Origin of the sequence: Xenorhabdus anantnagensis (assembly GCF_028598555.1) — a bacterium.
Lineage (GTDB): Bacteria > Pseudomonadota > Gammaproteobacteria > Enterobacterales > Enterobacteriaceae > Xenorhabdus > Xenorhabdus anantnagensis.
On sequence record NZ_JAQRFN010000075.1, the window covers coordinates 1 to 1,365 of the forward strand.

The 1,365-nt window shown below is 60.2% G+C and carries 1 protein-coding gene; it reads left to right on the forward strand.

Going from position 1 to position 1,365, the window contains the following annotated elements; all coding sequences use genetic code 11:
• On the forward strand, positions 1 to 1,365 hold a 1,365-nt coding region (locus PSI14_RS19905), incomplete at both ends, for an amino acid adenylation domain-containing protein (RefSeq protein ID WP_273577713.1).

Sequence of the window (1,365 nt, forward strand, 5' to 3'; positions counted from 1 at the left end):
GATGATGCTCAGCCAGCTCTGGTGCTGTGTGACGCGACCGGTGAGCGCACCCTGCAACAGCAGGGGTATCAGGCGCCGTGGTTGCTGCACGACCCAGAGGTGTATGACCAGCAGCCACAGGATAATCCTCAGGGCCGGGCGGCTCCGCAGCATCTGGCCTACATAATCTACACCTCAGGCTCCACGGGGACGCCGAAAGGGGTGATGATTGAGCATCGTCAGGTCAGCCGCCTGTTCAGCGCTGTACAGCCCTGGTTTGGTTTCAGTCAACAGGATGTCTGGTGCCTGTTCCATTCGTTCGCCTTTGACTTCTCGGTATGGGAAATCTGGGGGGCCCTGCTGCATGGGGGCCGCCTGGTGCTGGTGCCGACAGAGCAGACGCGTGATACCGCGGCCTTCTATCAGTTGCTCAGCCGTGAGGGCATCACTGTCCTGAACCAGACCCCCAGCGCTTTCCGCTCATTGATAGCGGAGCAACGGCAGCGCCCGTTAGCGCTGGCACTGCGTTATGTCATCTTTGGTGGTGAGGCGCTTGATACGGCGCTGCTGTCCGGGTGGTATGAGTCGACAGGCGAGTCGCAGCCACAGCTGGTCAATATGTACGGGATAACAGAAACCACGGTGCATGTGACTTACCGGCCTTTGACCCGTGAGGACAGCCAGAGAAGCCAAAGCCCGGTCGGGCAGCGTATTCCTGATTTAAAACTGTATCTGCTGGATGCGCAGCAACAACCGGTGCCGGACGGAGTCGTGGGTGAGTTGTATGTTGCGGGCGCAGGGCTGGCGCGCGGGTATCTGAATCGCCCGGAACTGACCGCTGAGCGTTTTCTGGCGGATCCGTTTAGCCCAACAAGCGGCGAGCGGATGTACCGCACCGGGGATCTGGCCCGTTATCGGGAAGACGGTGAACTGGAGTTTATTGGCCGTAATGACCAGCAGGTGAAATTACGGGGTTTCCGTATTGAGCTGGGCGAGATAACCGCGGCGCTGGAGCAGCACCCGGCGGTGGCGCAGGGCATTGTGTTGCTGCGTGCGGCGCAGGGAGATGAAGCCAGTCTGGTGGCCTATGTGGTGGCGGAGAAGGGCGAGAGTGAAGCGTCGTCTCTGACCGGTGAGTTGCGGCAGGCGTTATTACGCCAGCTGCCGGATTACATGGTGCCTTCGGCTTTTGTCCTGCTGGATAAACTGCCGTTAACGGTCCACGGCAAGTTAGACAAACAGGCGTTGCCGGTTCCGCAGGAAACGTCTTTCGCGCGTGAAAGCTATGTTGCGCCGGAGGGCGAGGTTGAAGAGCAGATGGCGGCGCTCTGGTCGGCGCTACTGGGCATCGGGCAGGTGGGTCGCCATGACGACTTCTTTGCTCTG